The sequence below is a fragment of the Paraburkholderia sp. GAS448 genome, from assembly GCF_050435685.1.
In the GTDB taxonomy this organism is placed as follows: domain Bacteria; phylum Pseudomonadota; class Gammaproteobacteria; order Burkholderiales; family Burkholderiaceae; genus Paraburkholderia.
Genome location: NZ_JBNDKT010000072.1, coordinates 1 through 16,748, shown reverse-complemented (window position 1 = coordinate 16,748; position 16,748 = coordinate 1). Strand labels below are relative to the sequence as shown.

The window sequence follows — 16,748 nt, the reverse complement described above, 5'->3', positions numbered from 1 at the left end:
GCGCTCTTCAGGCTGAAGCTGTTGATACGTTCTTCTTTTTTGCATGTGCGCACCTTACACGAGGAAGGTGTTGCACTTCAGATTTGATCGCGCCCGCTCTATTCGTACCTGCAGCAGCATCCTTGATCAGGTTGCTGCTGCAGTAAAGATGCTTTTCCATACACCGCAGTGGCAAACTGATCTATCCTGGTTTAATCAACTGTATAGACAGCTAACCATCCACCCATTGCCTTCACTGCCGTATGAGACGTTTGAAGGAGAGTTGAAAAAGGAAAAGTAGTGATCCTGCAAGATGCCTGAAGCCCAGTACGAATCGTACTGAATGCACCGCCACGCTTGGCCGCCGGCACTCGTCCACACACCGCCCTGACAACTGAGCAGTGTGCCGTTCGGGTCTGTGGTGATCCCATTCTGACCGCAGCCCCAACCCGCCCACGCCGTCGCTGCAAGATTAACCACGTTTTGCGCGGTCGTTGCGCCTGTGACCACCAGTTGACCACTCCCGCCGCCCCCACCAACGACGGTCGGAAATGCCGACCACGGATTAAGATACAGCCCACCGCCCGCGGCATTGACTTCCACCTGGCCGCTGCCCTGGACGGCCCCGCCGTTCGTTGTCAGGGTCAGGCTACCCGTCGACGTAATATTGCGCACCGAAGCAATGTCCGCCGGTCCGGTGCCAGCCAGGTTTTGGACGTATAACGCGCCGTTCTGGCGAATCGCGGAGTTCGCGCCATCCCCGTAGTAGTACGAGCTCCCAACCTGAACACCATTGCCCGCTGCGAGCTGAATCTGCTGAGCGTTGGTGATCGTATTGCCGCCCATGTTCAGATTCGTGCTCAGCGTGTTGAGCTGGGGCTGACCGGGAACAGCGTTGCGGTACAGGAAGTTGCTGGTCAACGTCCCGTTGTTGAAGTTCAACAGCGAGGCGGGGCTGCCGCCCATCACAGCATAGCCCGCCGTCGGGACCTGCCAAGCACCGGATGACCCATAGGCATTCGTAGGACCGCCGGAATACACCCCGGAGTTATTCGACGGAATCATGCCGCCGACACCCTCCGCAGCACGAGCAATGGCACCGAGCTCCTGATCCTTGATGACCGTGCCGCCCGTCGCATAGATCAACACCTGCAGGTTGCCCGCCGACGGCTGCGTGACGGCCGACGTCCAGGTCTGGTTAAACGGGTTCGTGCCCGAGAATCCGGTCGGGAGCCCGACGTTCGCGGCCTTCACGGTTGCGACGTTCAGGATCGTCGGAGTCGTCCCCACGCTCCCTTCGAGCGTGGTCATGTTCTGGCTCACGTAGTTCGAGACGGCTGACACCCACTGCCGCTGCTGCTGCGCGGTCGTGACGTCCGTCATCGTATGCCGCTCAGTGGCAATCCCGTTCTCGATCTTGGGGATGAACATCATGCCCGCGATGACAGCGAGGAGTACACCAAGGACTTCATCCATGATTAGTTCCCGGTTTTAAAAACGGACACCACGTCCCCGACGGGAACAGTGACATTAAGAGGTTGAGGCGATGTGACCACACCGTTCGCGTCCGTCGTCCAAGTGGTACCCGCTGACAGCCCGATCGACGCGTCGTTGTTCGATTGCACCAGGACCGACTGCACCGAGCCCCCTGGTAATGCCGCATACACGGTGACAAGCACCCCCGTGCCGGACGTCGTCACCGCATTGCTCACGCTGTACATAGTGATGAAGGTCGAGGAATATTGTGGCGCATACACGCTCAGCTGGCTCGGCTGAATCGTCCCGGTAAAGGTCGGATTGGCAGTCGTGAACGCCATGACGGCCGACCGATAGGCGAGAAACTGCGTTGCCGCCGCGCTGATCGCAACAGATTGCGCGCTAGGCTGAAGGGCCTGCAGGGTTGCGCTCTGATCGAAGAGCGCCGCGGTAGCCAACGCCACGACAAGGAGGACCATCAATTTCATGTCCGATCACCTTGCCCTAGCGAGATTCTTCTCGGACAGCATACTCATCAGCTCGTTTTTCTGGCGATCGACCTCGCTCTTCAACTTACCGAACTCGCCCGCCTTCATGTGCCCGCGCATGGGGTCGTTGTCCGCCATGCAAAAGAGCGATTGGGTCGCGAGCACGCGGGGAGGATTGCCTGTTTTCAGCGCCCCTATGAGGCTGTCGCTAATCGCTCGCGCGTTACCCCCCGTATCGACCAACTTGAGATCGATGTGCACGGCGAATCGGAACGATTCGACAAACTGCGCCGACACGTGCCCACGTCCAGCGGCACGGGCAAACCGCTCGATACCATTGATCAGATCGCCGCCGTGATACGTGCACATCACCAGAAAGCCCATTTTCGAGGCCTGTACCACGACCTCCGCAGTGCGGTCATCCAACACTTCGCCAACAAACATGACGTTCGGAGTGGCACGCGCGAGGTCCCTGATCGCCTCGTGCGTGTCCTCGGGCGTCTCGACCTCCCGCTGATGGATATAGCCGTGCTCGTAGCGCCCCTCAAGATCCATCTCTATCGGACTCTCGATAGTCCAGGTCACCCCACCGAAGACGCGCGCGCGCTCCTGAATGTACGCGCACGCCGTCGTGGTCTTGCCCGCGCCGGGGCGCCCGAGAAAAAGCCCAATCCCGCTGCGAATCTCTTTCGCCATGAGCCTCATCGCAAGCGGAGCGGCCATGCCGATCTCATTGAATCGGTGCGGCTTGAAGCGAAATGCGCGGCAAACAAACACGTGCTCCCCGTTTGCGAGCGGGATACGCTTGGCCCGCAAGCGCGTCCCTCCCTCCGGAGGCCAGACAATCGGAAAACCATACCGCGACGCTTCAGCGCCACGATCCGCCCATACTGCATTGAGCTTGTTGAAAAGCTCCGTGACTTCGCCCCACGATTCTGGCGGCACACGGGCCGCCACCATCGAATCTGGCGTTTCCTTGAACCAGGCCTTGTTAGGATCGTGGCTTACGCACAGATCCGACCAGGCGATGTTCTGCAGTGTATTCACGTGGTCTACGTCGAATGGTTTAGTGACCAAACACGAACGAGATATTCGTTGTGGCAGCGGCACTGCACAAAGTCGTTGCCTGACCTGCATCCAACGGAGAGCTCGGCGTGAAGGTGCTACCACCAAGCGTCATCGAAACGTAGTTTGAGACCTTGGTCGCGAGGTCCGAACAACCATCCTTCGGCACGCTGTTCTCGACGATGTCGAACTGCGACGCGTTGGCATCCACCGTCACCGTCACTGCACCGCCCCACTGGTTGATCAGCGTTGCCCCGCTCACCATTCCGGCCGGGGCAAGGTTCGCCGCGATCGCCTCGGTCAAGCTGGAGAACAGCGTCTGCCCGTTGTAGGTATTCGCAATGCTCGTTTCCAGCTGAATGAGGTTGGAAGCTTCGGCCTGCGCCTTGTTCTTGTGGAAGATCGTCATCAAAACCACCACGATCAGGCCAATGCCCAGCAGACGCACCATGTACTTGAACAGGGTGCCCATAATTTCATCCATCTTTCACCTCCGAATCGCGTGTTGCATTAATTAAGGAAAATCGCGGGTCTCGTACTACTGCTTAGACACCACCGATCGCACCCAACTGCGTCGTAACACTGTTAATCGCCCAAATCAGGAAGAACATCAGCGCATACATGGCTATCTCGGCATAGGCGCCGGACTTTTTCGCCTTGGAAAGTGCGTCACGCTCGATCTTTGCGGCCCACCGCTTCGTTATTCGCAAGACCTTCTCGTTAAAGCCGTTGTAACCGTCGATCGAACGGATACGGTCGATGATCATCGGGTTCGGAAACTCGAATGGCGGAAGCTTGCCATTCGCGCCACGCTCTTCCAGTGCCTGTGCCAGAGTCTTACCGCCCTCGGTCATGCGATACCGGATATGCCAGAGGCGCTCACGCAACCAGGGGCTTGCCGTCTCCATCTGAAGCGCGAGCACATGTACATTAGGCAGGCCAGTCTCGAGCAAATCGGAAAACACCGACAGCCACTTGTAGCCCTCGATGTCTCGGTAGAACGAGAATGGAAAGTGTCTTTCCGCCTTGATCCGGTTCGGCCCGGTCCAGCGCGGGAACGACCAACGCACCGCAAGAAAGATTGCGACGCAGAGAAGCGGCGGAAGCAGCGAGAGCCAGGACTGCGAGTAGTCCGCCGCCTTGTACATCACGAGGCCAATACCTTGTACCTTGTCTTCCGGCAGGCCCTGAATGATGTTCGGCATGACAACAGCTCCGGTCACCCATAACAAGCTATAGGTCATGGCGAGGTACATGAACGGCCGGACAGCGGCGGACTTGTAGGCCCGCATGATCGCATCGATGCGATCGCGCGATGCCACGATAAGGTCAAGAGCCGAGCCCAGCTTCGTCGACATCTCACCGCCGGCCAAGATAGCAAGCTCATCGCGAGGAAGTGCGATCGAAATCGCTTTGCGAAGCGTCATACCATCACGCATACGACGTGACACGTTCGACAGGAGCGAATACACGCTCTTGCGCTTACGTTTGAGCATGATGCCGGCAAAACTATCGATGGCATCCTCGACCGGAACTTCGTTCTCCACCTGCGTCGCAAGGTGGTCGTAGAACGCCTCGCGCGTCGGCCAATCAAAGGCCCGACGGTCAGCGGCGTCGGCCACCTTACCCCACCAGCCCGTACGTTTCCGCGTCAGGGTCGGCTGTACGGTCCGCGGCCCGGCTTTGCGCAGCCCAAACGTGATCAGCACCCCTGCCATTAGACCGCCGCGCTTAGCCATATACGACCTCCAACGTCCTGCGTTTCGGCGGAAACAGGCTCCTCAGGGATTTCCGACGTCTTCCTGTCGAGCGCCGGCCGGCACGGATCACAGGGTCGTCGTCCTCGCTGCGATTACCAGATCGACCGATGTCCGCGACATCGTGGAACTGGTCCTTGGGAACAATCACATCCACCATTTCCTGCACGTGATTGGGGTCCACCTCCCCCTGGAGCACATGTCGAATGGCAGTTTCCAGAAGCGGCGGATCCGCATCCGGACGACGGTGGTAGTTCCGTCGAGCGATCGCGGTGCCACGATGGATGAAATCAGCCATGAGCTTCGCATCGGCCACCACAACCTCCATAATTCCGAAGCGCGGACCAACCCCATCAAAGTTGCAAGCCTCGCAGCCTTCGCCGCGCACATATACATTGCTCACATCCCCGTCTCTCGACCACGTCTTCAGTGCCTCCATGACTACGTCACTCACGCGCCCAGGCGCTTTCGAAACATGAACACGACAGCCCTTACAGAGAGGACTCAGCAGGCGTTGGGCCACCACGCCGCGAACGATCTTCGGATCGCAAAACACCTCGCGCTTCAGCTTGACGATGTCCATCAGTTCCAGGCGGTCCGGCCACAGGAAAGCGTCCGACACGTGCAGCGTCGTTGTGACCTTATGGCCTGTCGTAGAAGCCTCGAAAGCCATCAGAGCCACCTCGGCGCCACGGATTTCACCCGGAGAGATAATCTTCGGCGCCATCCGCAAGCCTGCCGCCATCGCCTCCCCGAACTGCTCGGCCGTAGCCGCCTTGTCTAGTGCGTTCGTCACCGGCAGCTGCGTCGACCATTCCTCGGGGAACTCGATCGGGTCCGCGATCATGATCTGCTTGAGGTAGGGGCGCACACGGGCCTCCTCCTTGCGCAGCTCATAGTCCGTGGTCGACTTACCGGCGCCAGTCGGGCCTGTGATGATCAGGATGCCGTCGGGCATCGACATGATGTGCCGGAGCCTGTCGATGTTCTGCTTCGTGAAACCCATCTTTGGCAACAGAAATTCGCCGCGCGGAGCAGTCGGAAACTTCAAGACGGGGAGACCGGCCCGCCGCTCCGCCTTGACGGTGTTCGAATATTGCAAGCGCAGTACCATGAACTGGCCACCCTGCGCCTGCGGGAACATGGGCCCACGCACGATACGAATCGAGGTGACGCCGGTATCCGGGGCGAGCTTGTCGCCTGTTACCTGCGCATTCTGGCGTTCGTGATCTCGCCACTGCGAGTCGCCCGTAGTCACCAGGCCTTGCCAGATTGCCCGGACGAGCCGTAGCGCCTTTTCCTGCTGATACTCGCGGAAGTGGCGGAGATCGTTGTTGACCGTCAGTTGCACCACGGCGTGCTGGCCGCGCAGAAGGAAGTGAATATCGGACGCGCGGTAATAGGCCGCAAGCTCCAGAAGCTCCAGCGCCTCTGCACGATTCTCGTAGCCTTCCTGCTCGGGGTCACGCTCAACGAAGCGCAGGCCTTGGCCGTCACGCATCTGCATGACTTCAGCGAGGTCCCGGATCTCACGCTTGATTACATGACCGTTATGCCGATTGCGATCGATCCACGTGAGAAAGAGCGGATTCTGCGCCGTCTGTCTGTCGACATAGGCCGTATGCATTGTGCGGTCATAGGCGATCTGACCCGCGATTCCTTCCGACGGCTGAATAAACGGACGGCGCGCGCCGTTTGCTTCGCTCCTAGCGTCCATACACGACCCCCGAGATTTTCCATGCAGTCGACGTGTCACCGGCCTTTCCAGTCACATCGTCCAAGTCCATTTCATTCAGGCGAAGGCCCGGCACGTTGCTCAAATCCAGAGCGAACGGAGCCGCCGGAACCGAGAAGGAAAATTGAATTGACGGTACTGGCGCGGGCGGATTTGTGCCCAGCGCAGTAGCTGCCATCGCAGCCGTGCCGGTCTGTTTCGGAGCCGCGGCCGGCATCGGGGATATCGTGACCGCGATCTGATGCTCCTGAGCCCACAACACCAAGGCATCGCGTGCAGCGCGCAACGCGCGCGCATTGTCCGTGCCATGCGCGCCCGCCGGCAGCCGAAGTGGCACCGACTGCGCCGCGCTGTTCCCATCCTCCGATACAGCAGCGCCCGGCGGCGCATAGGCAATGGTCGCACCCTGCCCACGTTTCCAGCCGACCATCAGCTGCGGTCCTGAACAGTGAAACGAGACAAGCTGCCAGCCGTTGCGCCAGGGCGGCTCGCTATCGACAGACTGACGACATGCGTCGAGCCAAGCAGTTGGATCGGGCAAGGAGCGAAGAATCTTTCCGGCATCCGGGGCGGCCGCTTGCGCAGCCTTCCGTTCGTTATCTGCGATCTGTGCGCGCACCAACGCCTGGCGTTTCTGCTCCTGAAGATCGGCGTAATACTGGTAGCCGAAGAAGGCGCCTGCCAGACACACGACTACACCCACGCCGCCCAACACAACGCGCGCCGAATATCGCGAGGCAGTCAGCGATTCGAGGGGGGTGCGCTTGGCGGTCGCGCGAGCAATGAGTCCCTCCAACTCCTCTCGCGTGCCGTTGACGTGATTGAAGTCTTCTAGGGACGCATGCTCTCCGCGAGCACGTTGAATGTCGTCGTAGGAGCCAACGACATCGCCGTCCGGCATCATCCCGTAGTTGTCGCGGACCGCGATATACCACCACAGGCCGTCCCCGAGATCGAACGCTCCGGCCCACGGTACCTTGTGGGAGTCGGCGAGCAGCGCCGCAAGACTGTACACCTTGCCCGGCCAGCCCTTGCTCAGCGCCGGGCAGAACCCCACCTGAATCGCTTCGTCGCCCATTCGACGTGCGATCCAGTCCGTTTGCATTGTTGCCGCTTCCTCCACGATTTCTACTCGCTCGGGCAGCACCTCGTACGAGCGCCAACGCATGCCTATCGCCCACTTCCGGCGGCCGATCGTCACGATCTCCGAGCGGCCAACAGACGGCCGATAGCCAACGTTGGCTGCGCCGTAGTGATCCACAGAGTATGTCGCTTCTACCATGTTCGTTTGATCAGGAGCCGAGAGGACTTAATGGAGGCCGACGGGCATCGCGCCGAGGAAGGGGGTGAACCGTCGACCCGGTCGGTTGCGCCGCGACGTCTTGCAGCCCATCTCCCGCGAATTGCAGCGTGCTCACCAGGCCGCCTTCATCGACGGTGACCTGGCCCAATTCGATGTTCTGTATCTTGCCGAGACCGCGCACCGAATCGCCAAGGTGCACCGCCACGCGAGCGCCCGACGGGAGCTGGATGTTCGCGGTCCATCGGCCATCGACCATTTTGACTTCCTGAACCAGCGCATTGCGCTGAGAGGACGAGGTCGTGACCGAAGCCGCCGACGGCTGGGCCGATCCGTTATCGTTGGAGATGCCGCGACTTATTTGATCGAGCTCGTGGTGCAGCTTGGCGTTTTCGATCTTCGCTTGCGTCAATTGGCTGTCGGCATGAATCGCATCCACCGAGCGGTAATAGGTCGACCACGTCGGCTCGGGGGGGATAGCAGCCGTCGGGGGAGTAGCAGCGGGGGCCGCAGCAGTCGACGCAGTAGTGACCGCGCTACCAGCGAGATCAGCACGACCAGAAGCAACCCCCGTGGACGACACAGGACCGCCGGGGGCGTGGACGGGCGCACCAAAATCCCACGACGCAGACGTGCCGGCAGCCGTGCTGGATGCCGGGGCAGCCGCACAGGCGTTGCCGATGCAGAGCGATACTGCTGCACCGAGCAACGAGACGACGCATGAATGCACTTTGAACTGGATCTTCATGGAGGTTCGTTTCCTTCAAAGAACGCGCGCGGTGATAACGATCGCAATCAGCTTCTTCTGACGCGTTCCGTCGACGCCACCACCGAGCAGCCAATTGTTCGGTGAACCGACACCGCTGTGATTGACGGCCGAGTTGTCCTGCTGCAGACCAGCCAGCATGAGGGCCGCACCGGGCGTCAATGACACGCTTTGCTGGAAGGTGGCCGACGAGACGTTCGGCGTTTGAATGCTCGACCCATTGCTCGAAGCCGTGTCGATGCTGTTGAGGACCGAATTCGTCATGTCCATCGACAGCAGGATTCGCCCATTCACAACCTGCGGCAGGAAGTTAGCGGTAAAGCCCGTCGTGACGACGCCAGGAGTCAGGGTTGTCGTCGAACCGACGTTCGCCGTATTTGTAGTACCGCTCTGCGCGAGATAGGTAACCTCATTGGCGACCTGCATCGGCGCCGGCTGACCGTTCAGCGTGACGACCGACTGCGTAACTGTCTCAGAGACGTGGCCGAGCGTGGACAGCGCGTTGACCGCGAGTTGCGAACCATTCAGGCTCGACGACGTGCCCGCCGTTCCTTTCAGCACCATCGAGGATAGGCTTCCCGTGACTGCCGGTACGCCAGGAGGAGTCAGCGACAGACCATACATCGTCGACAACTTGCTGTAGATGACGCTCGGGCTCCACGAATAGTTGTCTTCGTTCGAGAGAGTGACCGAGTACACGGAAACCGAGATCAGGACCTGCTGGCTCAGCTTGTCCGTCAGGCCCTTGACCCACGACTCGACGTTTTTGACCTGAGTCGGCGAGCCCGTCACCGTGATGCTGGCCATCGACGGCTCGGCCGAAATCTCGGCGGCACCGCTACCGGTCGAACCGGCAACCGTCTTCGCCGTGGCTGCGATCGTCTTCCAGATGTCGACATCGTACGCATCGCCCGCCAGCGAACTGCCGGTCGTTGACCCGGACGAACCGCCACTACTGGTGCTTGAGCCGGAACCGCTGTTGAGACTGCCTGGACCCGACTGCGCGACGATCGAATTCTGTCCCGTCGACTTACGATTGATCGCGGAGATATAGAAGGTCTTGGTAATGGTTCGGTAGAACTCCACCGCGCCATCGTCCATCTTCCACCAGAGACCTTCTTCATTCGCGGCAAAGTCCAGCAGTCCCTTGACGTTGCCTTGGTACGACACCTGCATCGTCGGAAGTGCCGCGAGCGCAGCACTCCCGCCGGTCGGCTTCGAAACGGCGGCGGAACCTCCGGGCAGCATCGCCGTCGGCAGAGGCAGTTGCCCCGCCCCCGTTGTCGTGCTCGCGCTGGTCGTGTCAGCCCCGCCAACGCGCTGAACTTCCGAGATGTCCACGGGAAGGCCGACCTGCTGGGTGACGTACGCCGCCAGATCGGACAAGGTAACTTTCCGCGGCGGCTGCCACGCAATCGGGCGTTTCAGGATCGGCGAGATCTCCGGATTGACCTGAACCGTCTCACCCAGCAACCAAGCGCCGGCCGTGCGCGAAACGACCGGTTGCTCGATCGACGCCTTTGCCTGCTCCTCGACAACCCTGTCCGCGGCTGTCCTGACCGCGTTGTCCGCAACTTTGATCTGCGCACACCCTCCCGCGAGGGCGGCAACGGCCACAGTGCCGAGCAGGGCACGTGAGACCTTGGGCAGCGATTCGCTCATTTTTTTCATGTGCGTGTCCTTGTCCTCGATTTACTGTTGGGGGGCGACGCCCGGGCCCTGCACGACAACGGTACGGTTACCGTCGAAGATCTGGGCGCGGATCAGGGCACCGTTCGCAGCGAGCGTCTTCACGACATCCGTCGCCGCGCTAGGAAAGTCACCCGTAAAGCTCGTCGTCGTAGGCGCAATCACATCGCGCGGCATCCGCCAGACGACGTTCCAGTTCGCGCGACTGCCCCAAGCCTTCAACTCCTCACCAATCGGGAAGCCTTCGCGGATGATCCAAACTTCGGCCGGCTTAGACGCCGGCTCTGCAGCCTTTTGCGGAGCCGCAGATTGCGTCGCGCCCGACGCAACGTGAGGAGCAGCCGCGGCGGCAGCTGGGGTAGACGCGGTGCCAGCACCGGCTGCCGCAACGTCACTACCCTTGAGCGGTTGCCAGCCCGCGACAACGAGTGCGGATGAATCATCGGCAGCCCACGCCATAGACGAAGCGCCCGCAAACACGAGCGTGCCAATCGCCATAGCCGCGACGCGGATACGCATAGAAGACTCCTGTGGGCTGACCTGGGTGACGGACTGCCGGATAGGTGAAGTTGAGGAAATCACGATGTGCCGCCCTCGCGGTCGACAAAGCGAACTGAACGGGAACGGGTAACGGTCACGTCGAAGCCATCGGCTTCCACGACGAAGCTATCGCCCGTGCCGCTGACGCGGTAATAGCGGCCTTTCTGCTGACCCGGCAGCACCTTCCCGTCGGCTCGTACAGTGACCTTCTTCGTGCCCACGGCCACGCGGAAGTAGATCGCCCCCGATTCCGAAAACACCTGCTCGAGACCTGCGGCGTTGTCGACGGGGTAATGGAAGGTGTCTGCCGTCTCACGAGACACGACCACGCTCGAGTGCCCGTCGCGAACGACGAATTTCCGCGCAGCGCCGATCGTCATGACGCTCGTGCTGTCATCCCACGACGCATCGAGGTGCTTCCCATCTGCCGACGCAAGCTGCATCTCCGCCGTGGGCCGCGCACGGAAGTGGATCTGGATCGAACCGCCGAAGCCATCCCGAATACCATCGGCGCCGAAATCCTTCGCGAGATAGGAAATGTCCGGCGGATCCTTCTTGACGGGCGCCGTGGAGATGGCCGCGGAAGCCGGCGTTGCGGGAATGGCCGTGGCCGTAACTGACGACGAGGCAATGGGGCCACCGATGATCGGCGGCTGACTGCCGCCGGTGTCGGTACTGGAAGCCTGCTTGATCACGGTGCCAGTCAACATCGGGGCAACTGCCTTATCCGCCACTTGGCCGCCAGTCGCGGCGACGATTTTGGGAGCGCGGCCCGTTGCCACCGACTGCTGGGCGAAGGTCGCGTCCGCATACGCGGTCACCGGGCTGTTATAGACGGTTTGTGACGTCGGACTCGCCGCCAAGCCGGCATGTTGCACGTGAAGAGTGATCGATCCCGCGTGGACCGTGAACGAATCCGGAGTACCAGTCAGGCGCAGATACGGACCATCCGGCTGAGCACCCGCCACATTCGTACGCGCGTTACCCGACGGCTGAATGTACGTGTCCTGGCCGTCATTGAAGACGAGCGTCGGCCGGACGTTCACCGGGCCGTCAATCCGATAGCCGAAATCGAGCGCCGCCGCCGCGTATGCGCTATGGAGGCCCATCACGAGGCTGGATACGAGAAGAAAGCGAATGCTCTGCAGCGCAGGGCGGCTTCCAATATTCAGTCTCATTGACAATTACCTCCTGTAGTACGGCGTAAGCGCCAGGTCATGACGGACGAGGAAAGTGAACTGGGTACCGCCCGATCGGGTGATCGTGGGAGGAATGTCCTTGTTCTTCGAGAGCAGATTCGACACTACTTGCTGCAACGTCTGGGCGAAGATCGTGCCGCCCTGCTGGGTCGTGCCAAGGCCCTGGTTGACCGTAATGGTCTGCTGAGCCGTATCGAGCAACAGAGTCGCCGCGCCAATCACAAGAGCACTGCCGAAGATCTTCAAGAAGTGGTTGTTGACGTCGCCCTCAAGACCACTCGTGCCATCCATCTCGTCGCCCGTCGTCCCAGACAGATCGATCCATGACCCGTCCGGACGGGTAAGGCGTGTCATCGCGATCAGGACGCGATCCTGACCAACCTTGACGTCATGGTTGTAGTCGCCCATGAGAATCGAGCCCTTGGGGATCATCAGATTGCGCCCGGTCACCGTGTCGTAGATGTCGCTCGTCACCATTGCCTTCACTCGACCAGGATTGTCGGTATCGAGGCCCGTCAGAAGAACGGCGCGCACAGGCGTTCCCTCACCGACGATCGGCATTGCGGGTGCAGCCTTCATCTGCGTAGGCGCACTGTCGTCGGCCTTCTGCGACGCCAGCCACTGGTCCTGCTGGGACGCTCGGCTTGCCGACGCAATCGCGTTCGTACCGCCGCTACCGCCCTGCCCACCGTAGGACGCTGACATCTGCATGACGCGGTCCATCTGGCGATCAGCGGCTGCTTGGTTTGCCTTCATCAGATCACTGAGATTTTGCGCAATCTGATCCGCAGGGGACTGCGGAGCAGACGAACGCCCGCTGCTATCGGAACGGAGGACCTGGACGTCGTTCGCTTGCAGAGGCGACGCTGCAATCTCTGCTTCCTTTTGGGCCTTTGCATCGGCCTCTTGCTTTGCCGCTGCTGCTGCGGCTGCAGCTTGCGAAGCCGACAACGGAGCTGCCGCGCCACTCGCGCCGGTGGGAGCCACCGCTCCACCCTGGCCAGCTATCGCCGCTGCCGCAGCAGCATTCGGATCAAGCCCTTTGGCTGCTGCCGCCGACGCAGCAGCAACAGCGGCTGCTTGCCTGCGTTGCTGCTGAATCTGTACCTCTGCAGCCTTCGCCCCGCTAACCACCGCGGCACCCGCCGTGTCCGACGGTGTGAGCGTGTCTTGATTCTTGCGGTGATGAGCAGCAGGTCTATCCGACATGCCGTACAGGTAGTAGAGACCACCGCCCAGCAACGCCAGCATCAACAAAAACCCGGCGGTCTTCCCCTTCTTGCGCTTCCCGCGAGTCAGATCCTCGACCGCTTCTCGCTCAGGTGCCTGAACGGAATCCGGAACATCCCTGCTGTCTACCCGACGACGGGATGGATTGTCAGCCTCGAATGGTGAATCCTGTTCTTCGATCTCGTCAGACATCTTCGGCCTTAGTTCTGGTAATTTTTCTTGCTGCTGGCGCCGACGTTCCACCAGTGCTTGACGCGATCCGACTCAACGGAAACCTCTTCATCGTCGAGCTTCAGGACAAAGTGATCCCCAACGCGATCAGCGATGATGAAGTTCCCCTCGACTCGCGTCACGAGCAGTTCGAGACGCTTGTGATCGTCTGGAATGAACACGGCGGGAATGTCCTGCACCCCCGGCAAACGGAAGAAGGTCTTTGTGCCATCATCGAACACGTCGATCGGCCGGAACGGAGCGTCGCCGCTGATCTTGTAGCCATAGTGGTATGAGGTTGGATCGAGCGGCGGAGTCAGGACCTGATTGTCGAGGCGACGCTTCTCCGCGATAAAACTCTCGGCTTTCTGCTGAGCCTGAAGCTGGACTTCCCGAACTTCCTCGGGATAGTTAAAACTCACCTGCTGGTAGAACTTCCCACCTGGCTCCGATGCTACGAGGTAGTACTCGTACGTGCGCTTATTCGTCACAAGCGTGAGCGTCGTCGAGATGCCCGAGCGAACCGGCTTCACGTACAAGTTCGTCGGACCGCCGCTGATACGCCATTGAATCGTGTCACCCAACGTCGGCTTCTCCGTTACGCCTTCACCAGGTTCGAGCTGGATGTGGGTCGATTGACCCGCTTGAGTCAGGAGCGGGAATACCGCGTCCGGGCTAAAGGTAAAGGAGACGATGCGATCATCGAACGGTGAAGGAACCGGAGTTTCGGCCGGATTGCGATAAGCGCTTTCCCCAGCATGCACCGTGGCGGATACGCCAAGGATTGCTGAAATCAGGACTACGCGTACGATCGAGCGAGCCGAATTTTTCATAGAAAGAAACCTTGTCGAAGATCCTCAGCTGCCCTTTTCGGCAGCCGCGATCATTGTTCCTGGTTGACGTTGAAGCTCTTCGCGTAGATGCCGCCCGGGTTAATCTTGACTTGCTCGATAGTCGTCGGGGGGATGCGGACGAAAGTGATGGTCATGGCCCAGGTTGTAACCTTGGGCGTCGAACCCGGAGCAGCAAGCTCAGTGAGGGTGAAGCGAATGATCAGCGTGTCGTCCGTGATCCAGTTCGCGGTCAGCCGGTTGAACGTCTGCCGCAGCTGCGGATTGTCGTGCAGCTTCGAGTACGGGTTCTCTTTGTGCAGCAACGCGTTGAGTTCATCGGTCGCATTTCCGACGGTCATCTTGCCGGCGAGAGCCAGATTGTTATCGATCGTCGACGCGTTGATGTCGTAGACGTTATTGATCCACTCCGAGAGGAAGTACTCGATCGCCGCGTGGTCCGGAACGTAGGACGCGGTGCCACTCAGATCGGCTGTTTCTCGGCCAGCACTGTTCTCATGCACAACGATTGTTTCGATCGTCTTCATGGGCAGGAACACGATCCAGGCGACCGAGTTCACAAGCGTCAGAACGCCAAGGAAGACAGTGGCCAGAAACCAGCGATTCGCGGTGATGCGCTCCATCTCGCCCCGCGCAAAATACTTCCGAACGGCGGATTCGCGGATTGGTCCCGGCGTGAACGGAGGAACCGAAGGTCGCTTGGACGATTCGGGTCGCTTCGCGGGTTGTTGGCTAGATGTCTTCATGCCACACATTTTCCTGACGAGCGTCATGCATCAGGACTTGAATGCGAGCGGCAATCCACGGGTTTTCTAGGTGCTTAGGATGTGGAAACCTGGGATTCAGTCTTTTTCATGCTGCGTTTCGAGGCGTCTGTTCATGACAGGACGGGACTCGCAGGGGCTTGTATATCCGGGCACTTTCAATTCTCGCTGCGTCGGATCGCATAAGTCTGCCATTCTAGTGAATGAATGATCCGGTGCGCGGCAAACGTCCGCGTGCCGGGGGAGGTCAAGAGCTCGGAAGCGCAGCGACCTTGACAACGTTCGGTAGCTGATAACCTTGACCTATGCAACGACTCCAAGCCTTCAAGTACGAACTGATGCCCAACGGCGAGCAGCAGCGCAACATGCGCCGTTTCGTCGGGGCATGTCGTTTCGTGTTCAACAAGGCACTGGCGATGCAGAAGGAGAACCACGAGGCAGGCGGCAAGTTCATCGGCTATGTCCCGATGGCCAAGCATCTGACCGCGTGGCGTAACGGGCGCGAAACACCCTGGCTCAAGGAAGCACCGGTTCATCCGCTGCAGCATGCCCTCAAGGATCTCGACCGGGCTTACCAGAACTTCTTTGCCAAGCGTGCCTACTTTCCCAAGTTCAAGAAGCGCGGCCAGCACGACAGCTTCCGCTACCCTGATCCGAAGCAGATCAAGCTCGACCAGGACAACAGCCGGATCTTCCTGCCAAAGCTCGGTTGGCTGCGCTATCGCAACAGCCGTGACGTGCTCGGTGCCGTACGCAACGTCACCGTCAGCTACTCCAGCGGCAAGTGGTTCGTCTCGATCCAGACTGCGCGGGAGGTCGGGCAGTTTGTGCCTCAGACTACGACCCCGATCGGTATCGACGTAGGTATCGACCGCTTCGCCACTTTCAGCGACGCTTCGTTCCTTGTCCCGCTCAATAGCTTCAGAAAGCGCGAGCAACGCCTTGCGAAGTACCAGCGGCGGATGAGCCGCAAGACGAAGTTCAGCAATAACTGGAAGAAGGCCAAAGCCCGAATTCAGCGCATCCACACCCGTATTGCCAACGCCAGGCGGGACTACCTTCACCAGGCCTCGGCCACGATCAGCCAAAACCACGCGCTCGTGTGTATCGAAGACCTCAAGGTCCGCAATATGTCCCGCTCCGCGTCGGGTACGGCGCAAGATCCCGGGACGAACTCCAGGGCTAAGTCCGGCCTGAACAAGTCGATCCTCGATCAGGGCTGGGCCGAGTTTCGGCATCAGCTCGAGTACAAGCTCGATTGGTCGGGTGGCTGGCTCATCGCTGTTCCACCGCAGTACACAAGTCAGACGTGCCCGTGTTGCGGACACGTCTCGGCCGATAACCGCAAGACGCAGGCGAAGTTCCTCTGCGTTGCCTGTGGGCTACGAGAATCACGCCGACGTCGTCGGCGCAATCAACATCCTTTCTCGCGGGATGGAAAGTCTGGTGCGAGACGAAGGGCAGGACACGGGCGATGCTTCGCCTGGGCGGATCACCGCAGCCCGGATCGCCTGTGGAGAGTCGGTGCTGTCAGACCGCTCAACGAAGCAGGAACCCACCGAAGCGACTGCGCAACTCATCGCGTGAGCGCCGTAGGAATCCCCGGGCGGTTTCAAGAGTGAAGCGCAACAGGGGGCTAATGAATGGAAGCTGAGTGTATCGAAGCGGTTGCGAGCATACGTTCGAAGACCTCGAATGG

Annotated in this window: 14 protein-coding genes and 1 pseudogene; 1 reads left to right on the top strand and 14 read right to left on the bottom strand. The window is 60.2% G+C overall.

The genetic code is table 11. From position 1 onward, the window contains the following. Positions 1 to 195 precede the first annotated feature (195 nt). The 14 genes from pilV to P3T23_RS45155 all read right to left on the bottom strand — a co-directional run bounded on the left by pilV (position 196) and on the right by P3T23_RS45155 (position 15,058). Entirely contained in the window at positions 196 to 1,455 is a 1,260-nt protein-coding gene (pilV, locus tag P3T23_RS45220) for a shufflon system plasmid conjugative transfer pilus tip adhesin PilV (RefSeq protein ID WP_429322516.1), read from the bottom strand. 2 nt (positions 1,456 to 1,457) lie between these two features. After that, positions 1,458 to 1,943 (bottom strand): type IV pilus biogenesis protein PilM, encoded by a 486-nt coding sequence (gene pilM / locus P3T23_RS45215; RefSeq protein ID WP_429322515.1) that lies wholly within the window; start codon positions 1,941 to 1,943, stop codon positions 1,458 to 1,460. 6 nt (positions 1,944 to 1,949) lie between these two features. Continuing rightward, positions 1,950 to 3,053: an ATPase, T2SS/T4P/T4SS family gene (locus P3T23_RS45210; RefSeq protein WP_429322514.1), complete on the bottom strand. Its 1,104-nt coding sequence runs from the start codon at positions 3,051 to 3,053 to the stop codon at positions 1,950 to 1,952. Further along, complete coding sequence (locus P3T23_RS45205) at positions 3,010 to 3,492, bottom strand: type 4 pilus major pilin (RefSeq protein ID WP_429322513.1); 483 nt, start codon at positions 3,490 to 3,492, stop codon at positions 3,010 to 3,012. The genes P3T23_RS45210 and P3T23_RS45205 overlap by 44 nt, the downstream gene beginning before the upstream one ends. 61 nt (positions 3,493 to 3,553) lie before the next feature. Next, complete coding sequence (locus P3T23_RS45200; protein ID WP_429322512.1) at positions 3,554 to 4,747, bottom strand: type II secretion system F family protein; 1,194 nt, start codon at positions 4,745 to 4,747, stop codon at positions 3,554 to 3,556. Beyond that, positions 4,740 to 6,272, bottom strand: coding sequence for an ATPase, T2SS/T4P/T4SS family (locus P3T23_RS45195; RefSeq protein WP_429322511.1), 1,533 nt, complete (start codon positions 6,270 to 6,272; stop codon positions 4,740 to 4,742). The genes P3T23_RS45200 and P3T23_RS45195 overlap by 8 nt, the downstream gene beginning before the upstream one ends. A gap of 199 nt (positions 6,273 to 6,471) precedes the next feature. Beyond that, on the bottom strand, positions 6,472 to 7,701 hold the full coding sequence (pilO2, locus tag P3T23_RS45190; RefSeq protein WP_429322510.1) for a type 4b pilus protein PilO2: 1,230 nt from the start codon (positions 7,699 to 7,701) through the stop codon (positions 6,472 to 6,474). Positions 7,702 to 7,792: 91 nt separating this feature from the next. Then, positions 7,793 to 8,548, bottom strand: coding sequence for a type IV pilus biogenesis protein PilP (pilP, locus tag P3T23_RS45185; protein WP_429322509.1), 756 nt, complete (start codon positions 8,546 to 8,548; stop codon positions 7,793 to 7,795). 15 nt (positions 8,549 to 8,563) lie between these two features. Further along, complete coding sequence (locus tag P3T23_RS45180) at positions 8,564 to 10,237, bottom strand: hypothetical protein (RefSeq protein WP_429322508.1); 1,674 nt, start codon at positions 10,235 to 10,237, stop codon at positions 8,564 to 8,566. 21 nt (positions 10,238 to 10,258) lie between these two features. Continuing rightward, the gene (locus P3T23_RS45175) at positions 10,259 to 10,774 is read right to left on the bottom strand and encodes a TcpQ domain-containing protein (RefSeq protein WP_429322507.1); all 516 of its coding nucleotides are present in this window, start codon (positions 10,772 to 10,774) and stop codon (positions 10,259 to 10,261) included. Positions 10,775 to 10,833: 59 nt separating this feature from the next. Further along, positions 10,834 to 11,973: a hypothetical protein gene (locus tag P3T23_RS45170; RefSeq protein WP_429322506.1), complete on the bottom strand. Its 1,140-nt coding sequence runs from the start codon at positions 11,971 to 11,973 to the stop codon at positions 10,834 to 10,836. 6 nt (positions 11,974 to 11,979) lie between these two features. Further along, positions 11,980 to 13,416: a TrbI/VirB10 family protein gene (locus P3T23_RS45165; RefSeq protein ID WP_429322505.1), complete on the bottom strand. Its 1,437-nt coding sequence runs from the start codon at positions 13,414 to 13,416 to the stop codon at positions 11,980 to 11,982. Positions 13,417 to 13,424: 8 nt separating this feature from the next. Next, positions 13,425 to 14,267, bottom strand: coding sequence for a TrbG/VirB9 family P-type conjugative transfer protein (locus tag P3T23_RS45160; RefSeq protein ID WP_429322504.1), 843 nt, complete (start codon positions 14,265 to 14,267; stop codon positions 13,425 to 13,427). Between the two features lie 50 nt (positions 14,268 to 14,317). Then, positions 14,318 to 15,058 carry a VirB8/TrbF family protein gene (locus P3T23_RS45155; protein WP_429322503.1) on the bottom strand — a complete coding sequence of 247 codons (741 nt, stop codon included), beginning with the start codon at positions 15,056 to 15,058 and terminating at the stop codon, positions 14,318 to 14,320. Between the two features lie 296 nt (positions 15,059 to 15,354). Here P3T23_RS45155 and P3T23_RS45150 point away from each other — a divergent pair. Beyond that, a pseudogene (locus tag P3T23_RS45150) lies at positions 15,355 to 16,636 on the top strand (RNA-guided endonuclease InsQ/TnpB family protein). Positions 16,637 to 16,748 lie beyond the last annotated feature (112 nt).